This is a genomic window from Xylophilus sp. (genome assembly GCA_009914555.1).
Classification (GTDB): Bacteria; Pseudomonadota; Gammaproteobacteria; order Burkholderiales; family Burkholderiaceae_C; genus WNDY01.
On record WNDY01000097.1, the window covers coordinates 1 to 8,627 of the forward strand.

Annotated in this window: 5 protein-coding genes and 1 pseudogene; 5 read left to right on the plus strand and 1 reads right to left on the minus strand. The window is 71.5% G+C overall.

Going from position 1 to position 8,627, the window contains the following annotated elements:
- Positions 1 to 258 precede the first annotated feature (258 nt).
- From GAK38_RS22630 to GAK38_RS22645, 4 genes are all read left to right on the plus strand, one after another.
- Complete coding sequence (locus GAK38_RS22630; protein WP_325347162.1) at positions 259 to 825, plus strand: restriction endonuclease; 567 nt, start codon at positions 259 to 261, stop codon at positions 823 to 825.
- Complete coding sequence (locus GAK38_RS22635; protein WP_325347163.1) at positions 822 to 2,081, plus strand: patatin-like phospholipase family protein; 1,260 nt, start codon at positions 822 to 824, stop codon at positions 2,079 to 2,081. The genes GAK38_RS22630 and GAK38_RS22635 overlap by 4 nt, the downstream gene beginning before the upstream one ends.
- 105 nt (positions 2,082 to 2,186) lie before the next feature.
- Positions 2,187 to 4,262, plus strand: a complete 2,076-nt coding sequence (gene metG / locus GAK38_RS22640) for a methionine--tRNA ligase (RefSeq protein WP_325347164.1) — start codon at positions 2,187 to 2,189, stop codon at positions 4,260 to 4,262.
- Positions 4,263 to 4,360: 98 nt separating this feature from the next.
- A complete protein-coding gene (locus tag GAK38_RS22645) occupies positions 4,361 to 6,721 on the plus strand; it encodes a putative bifunctional diguanylate cyclase/phosphodiesterase (protein ID WP_325347165.1) in 2,361 nt (786 codons plus the stop codon).
- Positions 6,722 to 7,210: 489 nt separating this feature from the next.
- Here GAK38_RS22645 and GAK38_RS22650 read toward each other — a convergent pair whose 3' ends face one another.
- A complete protein-coding gene (locus GAK38_RS22650) occupies positions 7,211 to 7,927 on the minus strand; it encodes a DJ-1/PfpI family protein (RefSeq protein ID WP_325347166.1) in 717 nt (238 codons plus the stop codon).
- 383 nt (positions 7,928 to 8,310) lie between these two features.
- Between GAK38_RS22650 and GAK38_RS22655 the strand changes: the two are divergent.
- Positions 8,311 to 8,454, plus strand: a pseudogene (locus tag GAK38_RS22655) (transposase); the annotation flags it as partial.
- Positions 8,455 to 8,627: the final 173 nt, after the last annotated feature.

The window sequence follows — 8,627 nt, forward strand, 5'->3', positions numbered from 1 at the left end:
ACGCACGGCGGGCGTGGTGCGGGCGTTCCTGTGCAGGGCGATCAGCATGCTTGGACCTCCGGAGGTGATTGCAGTGACTCTATCAATCCTCGCATCACCGCTCGGGCCATGAAGAGTGGATAGCGATTCTCGCTTATGCAATCATCCGGGATGCGACATTTAGGCCGTGGCCGCCGGTGTCCTGCGCAGCCGCCACAATGGCGGACTTTGCGCAGGGGCGTCGTCCCTGCCTGCATGACGAAAGACGAGGCAAGTCCTGTGAAATTCAAGATGGCCGAGAACTCCCTGTTCGCGATCCTGCTGCGTTCGCCCTGGTGGATCAGCCTGGCGCTGGCCGCCGCGATCGCGCTGGCGGTGTTCGCGCTGCTGCCCCGCAACATCGCGCCGTTCGGCGCCGTCGGCGCGATCCCGATCGCGGCCATCGGCGTCGTGGCCGCGGTGCGGCAATGGAAGGCGCCGAGCGCCGCGCAGGTCGAGCGCACGCTGGCCGCCGTGTCCGCCCAGGGCTGGCGCGACTTCTGCGCCGGGCTCGAAGCGGGCTTCGCCCGCGACGGCTACGCCGTCAGCCGCCTCGGCGGCGCGGGCGCCGACCTGCGGCTGGAGCGCCGCGGCCGCGTCGCGCTGGTCTCGGCCCGGCGCTGGAAGGCCGCCAGCCACGGCCTGGAGCCGCTGCGCGAGCTGCAGGCCGCGACCGAGGCGGCCGAGGCGCAGGAAGGAATCTACGTCGCCGCCGGCGGCACCTTCAACGACCAGGCGCGGGCCTATGCCACGCTGCACGGCATCGGCCTGTTCGGCGCGCCGGAGCTGGCCCGGCTGCTGCGGTGACGCCCGAGCAGCAGCCGTTGCCCGCCGCCGGCAGCACTGCCCTGCTGCTCACCGGCGGCGGCGCGCGCGCGGCCTACCAGGTCGGCGTGCTCGAAGCCATCGCCGACCTGCGCCGCCTCTGCGGCGCGCAGGGCGCGCCCAACCCGCTGCCGATCATCACCGGCACCTCGGCCGGCGCCATCAACGCGGCGGCGCTGGCCTGCGGCGCGGACGACTTCGACGCCGCGGTGCGGCGCATCGCCGCCGTGTGGCGCGGCTTCCACGCCGCGCAGGTCTACCGCGCCGACGCGGCCAGCGCGCTGCGCAGCGGCGCGCGCTGGCTCACGCTGCTGTCGCTCGGCTGGGCGCTGGCCCGCTGGCGCCGGCTGCCGCCGCGCGCGCTGCTCGACAACACGCCGCTGGAAGCACTGCTCGCGCAGCACGTGCCGCTGCAAAGGCTGCGCCCGCTGATCCGCCGGCGCCACCTGCAGGCGCTGGCCATCACCGCATCGAGCTACACCAGCGGCGAGCACGTGACCTTCTTCCAGGCCGGCCCGCGCCTCGCACCCTGGGCCCGCTCGCAGCGCCACGCGGCCCGCGCGCGCATCACGCATGCGCACCTGCTGGCCTCCTCGGCGATCCCGTTCGTGTTCCCGGCGCGGGCGCTGCCGGTGGACGGGCGCATCGAATACTTCGGCGACGGCTCCATGCGCCAGACCGCGCCGATCGCCCCGGCCATCCATCTCGGCGCCGAGCGCGTGCTGGTGATCGGCGCCGGCCGCATGCACGAGCCGCGCCCGCATGCACCGCACGGCCCGGCGGCCTATCCCACGCTCGCGCAGGTGGCCGGGCATGCGCTGTCCAACATCTTCCTCGACGCGCTCGCGCTCGACGTGGAGCGCGCGCAGCGCATCAACCAGACGCTCGCGCTGATCCCGCCGCAGGCGCGCCATGCCAGTGCGCTGCGGCCGGTGGAGCTGCTGGTGGTCGCGCCCTCGCAGCGGCTCGACGACACTGCCCAGCGCCACCTGGCCGCGCTGCCGCGCGCGGTGCAGGCGCTGCTCGGCACGCTGGGCGCGCGCAGCTCCGGCCCCCGGGCCGCCAGCGGCGCGGCCTTCGCGAGCTACCTGCTGTTCGAGGCCGGCTACACGCGCGAGCTCATCGCGCTCGGCCGCGCCGACGCGCTGTCGCAGCGCGCGGCCATCGTGCGCTTCTTCGGCTGGCGCGATCCGGGAACGCCGCCGGCCCTGGATACTCCCACCATGCCTGTGCCCTAGCGCCTGCCATCCGTAGGCAGCAGAGGCATACCCTCGTTGATCAGCCGCCGGATCCATGCAACCTAGAATGGCGGGCTCCCTGCACTGGCTCCGAACGCCCATCCGATGAACGCCCCCCGCAAGATCTTCGCCACCACCGCCCTGCCCTATGCCAACGGCCCGTTCCACATCGGCCACATGCTGGAGTACATCCAGGCCGACATTTGGGTCCGCTACCAGCGCATGCAGGGCGCGCAGGTGAACTTCGTCGGCGCCGACGACGCGCACGGCGCGCCGATCATGATCGCCGCCGAGAAGGCGGGCAAGACGCCGCAGCAGTTCGTGGCCGACACCGCCGCGGGCCGCAGGCAGTACCTCGACGGCTTCCACATCGCCTTCGACAACTGGCATTCCACCGACAGCGCCGAGAACACCGTGCTGTCGCAGCAGATCTACCGCGACCTGCGCACGGCCGGCCTGATCGAGACGCGCACCATCGAGCAGTTCTTCGACCCCGAGAAGGGCATGTTCCTGCCCGACCGCTACATCAAGGGCGAATGCCCGCGCTGCCATGCGAAGGACCAGTACGGCGACAACTGCGAGGTCTGCGGCGCGGTCTATGCGCCGACCGACCTGATCGCGCCGTACTCGGCCCTGTCGGGCGCCACGCCGGTGCTCCGGAGCTCCGAACACTTCTTCTTCAAGCTCTCCGACGAGCGCTGCGTGCGGTTCCTCGAAGACTGGACGCAGAACGGCAAGCACGTGCAGCCCGAGGTCGCGCGCAAGGTCAAGGAATGGTTCAGCGTGCGCACCAACCCGGACGGCACGACCAGCGAGGGCCTGGGCGACTGGGACATCAGCCGCGACGCGCCCTACTTCGGCATCGAGATCCCCGACGCGCCGGGCAAGTACTTCTACGTCTGGCTCGACGCGCCCGTGGGCTATCTCGCTTCGCTCAAGAACCTGCTCGAGGCGCGCGGCGAGGATTACGACGCCTACACCGCCGACCCGGCGCTGGAGCAGGTCCACTTCATCGGCAAGGACATCGTGACCTTCCACACGCTGTTCTGGCCGGCGATGCTCAGGTTCAGCGGCAGGAAGACGCCCGACGCGGTCTTCGTCCACGGCTTCCTCACCGTCAACAACGGCGAGAAGATGAGCAAGAGCCGCGGCACCGGCCTGGACCCGCTCAAATACCTGTCGCTCAAGATGAACCCCGAGTGGCTGCGCTACTACCTTGCGGCCAAGCTCAACGGCCGGAACGAGGACATCGACTTCAATGCCGACGACTTCCTCGCGCGCGTCAACAGCGACCTGGTCGGCAAGTTCGTCAACATCGCCAGCCGCGCCGCGGGCTTCATCGCCAAGCGCTTCGGCGGCCGGCTCGGCGCGCCGTCGGACGATGGCGCCTCCCTGCTCGCCGCGCTGCGCGCGCCCGCACCGGCGATCGCCGAAGCCTACGAGAAGCGCGACACCGCCCGCGCGGTGCGCGAGGTGATGCAGCTGGCCGACCGCGTCAACGAATACGTCGACGCCAACAAGCCCTGGGAACTCGCGAAGCAGGAAGGCCGGGACGCCCGCCTGCAGGACGTCTGCACCACCTGCATCGAAGCCTTCCGCGTGCTGGCGGTCTACCTCAAGCCGGTGCTGCCTGCACTGGCCGCGCAGGCCGAGGACTTCCTGAAGGCGCCGGCGCCGTTCACGTTTGCCGACGCCCAGGCGTCGCTCGGCGCGGGCCATGCGATCGGCGCCTACCAGCACCTGCTCCAGCGCGTCGATGCCAAACAGCTCGAAGACCTGTTCGAGCCCCCGGCACCGCCCGTGGTCGAAGCGGCGCTGCCCGGCGGCGAGGCCGTCGCCGAGGCCATCACCATCGACGACTTCGCGAAGATCGACCTGCGCATCGCCCGGATCGTCGCCGCCGAGGCCGTCGAAGGCTCGACCAAGCTGCTGCGCCTGACGCTCGACGTCGGCGAAGGCCGCCACCGCAACGTGTTCAGCGGCATCGCCAGCGCCTACCGGCCCGAACAGCTCGCGGGCAAGCTGACCGTCGTCGTGGCCAACCTCGCGCCGCGCAAGATGAAGTTCGGCGTCAGCGAGGGCATGGTGCTCGCGGCCAGCCATGCCGAGGAGAAGGCCCACCCGGGCATCCACCTGCTGGAGCCCTGGCCGGGCGCCGTGCCGGGCCAGCGCGTGCGCTGAAGAGGAAAAGGCGCGCCGGCGCGGGGCGGCAGGCGGCCGCCCGTCCTACATCCTGACCGGCCGCCCGGCCGCTGGCCGGCGCGCGAGGCGCTGCTACATTGCGGCCCTCGCGCCCGCAACCACCCGCCATCCTGTCCTCCACGCCCGCCACTGCCGCACCATCGCCTTCGCCGCCTGAGGACACGCAGGCGCTGCCGCGCGACTATGAGGAACTGCGCCAGCGCAGCATGCAGGCCGAGCAGCTGCTCGACGCGCTCGGCTCGCTGCTGTCCGTCGGCCTGCAGGACAATCCGTTCGGCAGCGTCTTCGCCGTCCTGCCGCGCCTGTTCCACTACTCCCACGCCTTCATGCTCGCCCGCGACGAGAGCGGGCAGACGCTGCCGCACGTGCCGCTCGAATGCATCGTGGCCCAGCCGGCGGCGCTCGAAGGCTCGCAGTGGCCGGTCGGCCCGCTGTTCGAGCGCGTCCTGCGCGGCCGCGTGGCCGCCCTGCGCACCCACGAGGGCATCGCCGAGTGGGCCAGCGCGCAGGCGCTCGGGCTGTCGCCGCTGCAGTCGGCTCTGTACGTGCCGGTGCGCGTGCCCAGCCGCCGCGGCATCCTGGTGCTGCTGCGCGGGGCCGACGAGCCCGGCTTCCACCGCGGCGACGTGGCCCTGGCCAAGCGCTTCGCGGTGCTGGTCTCGCATGCGCTGGCCACCCGCGTGGCCCACCAGCATGCGGCCGAAAGCCGCCGCCTGCGCGAGCTGACCGGCCAGCTGCGCGCCAGCGAGCAGGCGGCGCGCCGCAGCGCCGTGCTGCTCAAGGAGATCGTGGCCGCGCTGCCGGTGGCGCTGACGGTGCAGGACGGCCACGGCCGCATCGCGCTGGCCAACGAGGCCGCCGCCGAACTGACGGGCCGCGCCGCCGATGCGCTGCTGGGTGCGCTGGCGCCCTCGCTCGACGTGATCGGCGCACCCGCGAAACGCGCGGCGCAGCTGGCCGACTTCCGCACCCGGCTGGCGTCGGGCGAGGCCGAGGCGCTGGAGATGGAGATCCCGGCCCCCGGCGGCGGCACCCGCACGCTGCTCGTGGCGCGCAAGCCGGTGCGCATCCACGACGAATCGCTGATGCTCACCAGCGCGCTGGACATCACCGCACGCAAACAGGCCGAGCGGGACCTGGCCCACCGCGCCTTTCACGACCAGCTCACCGGCCTGCCCAACCGCGCGCTGATGCGCCAGACGGTGGAAGCCGCGCTGCAGCGCCATGCCGAGGGCGGCGGCCAGTTCGCGCTGGCCTTCATCGACCTGGACAACTTCAAGCAGGTCAACGACTGCTACAGCCACGCGGTGGGCGACGCGCTGCTGCGCGCCGTTGCCGCGCGCGTGGCGGCCGCCATCCGCGAGACCGATACGCTCGCGCGCATCAGCGGCGACGAGTTCGTGCTGCTGTTCGACCCGATCTCCGGCCCCGAGGCGCTGCCGCCCCTGGTGGAGCGGGTGATCGCCGCGCTGCAGCAGCCCTTCGCCATCGAGGGCCACGAGCTGATGACCTCCGGCTCGGTCGGCGCGGCGGTGTTCCCGCTGCACGGCACCGACTACGAGACGCTGCGCCGCAACGCCGACGCCGTCATGTACCGCGCCAAGAACGACCGCAAGGGCAGCGTGCGGTACTTCGACGGCAGCATGGCCCTGGCGCTGACCGCCCGCATGGAGGCCGAGCAGCACCTGCGCGCCGCGCTGCGCGACCGCCGGCTGGCCGTGGCGCTGCAGCCCAAGGTGGAGATCGCCACCGGCGCCACCGTGGGCTTCGAGGCGCTGGTGCGCTGGCTGCATCCGGACGGCTCGGTGCGCCTGCCCGGCAGCTTCATGGGCCTGGCCATCGAGCTGGGTCTGATCGACGGGATCACCCGCTTCATGGTCGACGAGGCCGCGCGGCTGCTGCCGCTGCTGTGGCAGCGCCACGGCGCGGGCCGGCCGATCAGCATCAACGTGGCCGCGCGCCAGGCCGGCGACGTGGACTTCATGCACAGCCTGGCCGCGCAGATCGCAGCCGCCGGCCTGGGGCCCTACCTGGTGCTGGAGCTGACCGAGGAGGCGCTGCTGGCCACCCGGCGCTTCCAGGCCGAGGTGCTGCCGCAGCTGCGCGCGCTGGGCGTGCGGGTGTCGATCGACGACTTCGGCACCGGCTTCTCGTCGCTGGCCACGCTGGCCGACATCACGGCCGACGAGGTCAAGATCGACCGCGCCTTCATCGCCGCCATCCACGAGCGCCCGCGCAGCCAGGGCATCCTGCGCGCGATCGAGTCGCTCTGCGGCGCCCTGGGCATGGAGGTCGTGGCCGAGGGCGTGGAAACGCCCGAGGAGCTGGACTATCTGCGCCGGCACACCAGCATCCGGCTGGCGCAGGGCTACCTGTTCGCCGCGCCGCGCCGCATCGATGAGCCGTCTGGGCGTGGCCCGGAAGAGCACGGAGTATAGGGTCACAGCGCGCGGCAGAAGCTCGCTGCAAGAGTATCCCCTCCAGGGTATGTGCAGCGGCTGGCATCAGGCTGTCAGAATGCCCCGGCCCTGGCCGTCTTCGAATGCGGTGCATGCAGGTCGCGCACCGCCTGCCACAGCAGGCCCTGGATGGCCGGCTCCGCATCCTCGCGCACGGTGAACTGCACGATGCCTGCAGGTAAGCGGCGCCATGGCGCCTGAGGCGGGTGAAGCAGCGGCCGCCGGCATCGAACTCGGCTTGGCTGACCATGCGGACTTCGCTGGAGAACATGGCGCCACCGCCGACTGTCCTGCGCCGCATGGAAGCGGTCGCAGGCGTCGTCGAGGCCCTTGGTCGCGCCGCGGCTGCTGGACGCGACGGCTGGTGCGCTCGCGCCATTCGGCGGGCGCCATCGGACCTTTCCTGCCACGGGGGCTTCACGGGCCCGGGGAATGCCGGCCGACCGGGCCGGTATTGTTGCAAACGCTTCAGGCTTGTCCCATCCCCTGAATGGGGAACGTACCGGCGATCCGCGCGACCGCCGCACGCCGCTGGGCCTGCAGCTGCGCCGTGGCCAGCCGCACCCGCTCCAGCACCCGCGGCGGGGCGGTCTCGGGCCGGCCGGCGTCGAACGGCGGCGCCGGGGCATATTCCAGGCCGAGCTGGATCGCCTGGGCCACTTCGTCGCCGGCCAGTTCGGCCGCGAGCACCAGGGCGAAGTCGATGCCGGCCGTCACGCCCCCGCCGGTGATGACGCGGCCGTCGCGCACGACGCGGCCGGCGTCCGGCACCGCGCCGAAGGCCGGCAGCAGATCGCGCACCGTCCAGTGGCTGGTCGCGCGCCGGCCCTGCAGCAGGCCGGCCGCGCCCAGCACCAGCGAACCGGTACAGACCGACGTGACGTAGCGGGCCTGCGCAGCCAGCCGCCGGACCGCACCGACGAAGACCGGGTCCTCGGCCGCCGGCAATGCCCCCGGGCCGCCCGGTACGAGCACGATGTCGCAGCGCCGCACGTCCTCCAGCCGCGCCAGTCCGGAAAAGACCAGCCCTTCGGATGGCAGCGGCACGCCGCCAGGCGAGGCGGCGACGAGCCGCGCACCCGGCACGCGCGACAGCACCTGCCAGGGGCCGGTGAAGTCGAGCTGGGTCACGCCCGGGTAAAGCGCGAAGACGATGTCGATGGCGGGAGGGTGTGCAGAGGTCATGGCGGCAGTGTCGCGCGTCGCGGCAACATCCTCAATGCCGAGCCCGCGTCAGTTCGGACGGCTGTTCCGCACCGAGACCGGAGAGACACCCGCGCGTCCGGTGGAACCGGCTGTGCGCCGAGGCCGCGCGCGGTCAGGGGGAGTACGGCCGCAAGAAGGCGGCGCTGGAAGATGCCGTGGGCAAGAAATGCCCCGGATATCCCCGGCACGGTTCAGAAACGATAAAAGCCCCGGCTCTCAAAAGAGAGCCGGGGCGGTATCTTGGTAGGCGCGATTGGACTCGAACCAACGACCCCACCATGTCAACTAAGAGCAGCTAACAATACCTTGTCATCGGCCGAGCTGCGTACTGCGTTAGACAGCGCCTGGGACGAAACAAGGAAATCAGCGCAGCGCTGTACAAGAAGCTGGCACCATTGCTGCCGGTCGTGATGCCGTCCGCCAAGGGTGGGCGACCCCGCCTGAGCGATGAGCAGGCGCTCAACGGCATCATCTTTGTGTTGCGCACAGGCATCCCTTGGGAGTTGCATAGTTTGATTACCTGTCGCATCCCGGATGATTGCATAAGCGAGAATCGCTATCCACTCTTCATGGCCCGAGCGGTGATGCGAGGATTGATAGAGTCACTGCAATCACCTCCGGAGGTCCAAGCATGCTGATCGCCCTGCACAGGAACGCCCGCACCACGCCCGCCGTGCGT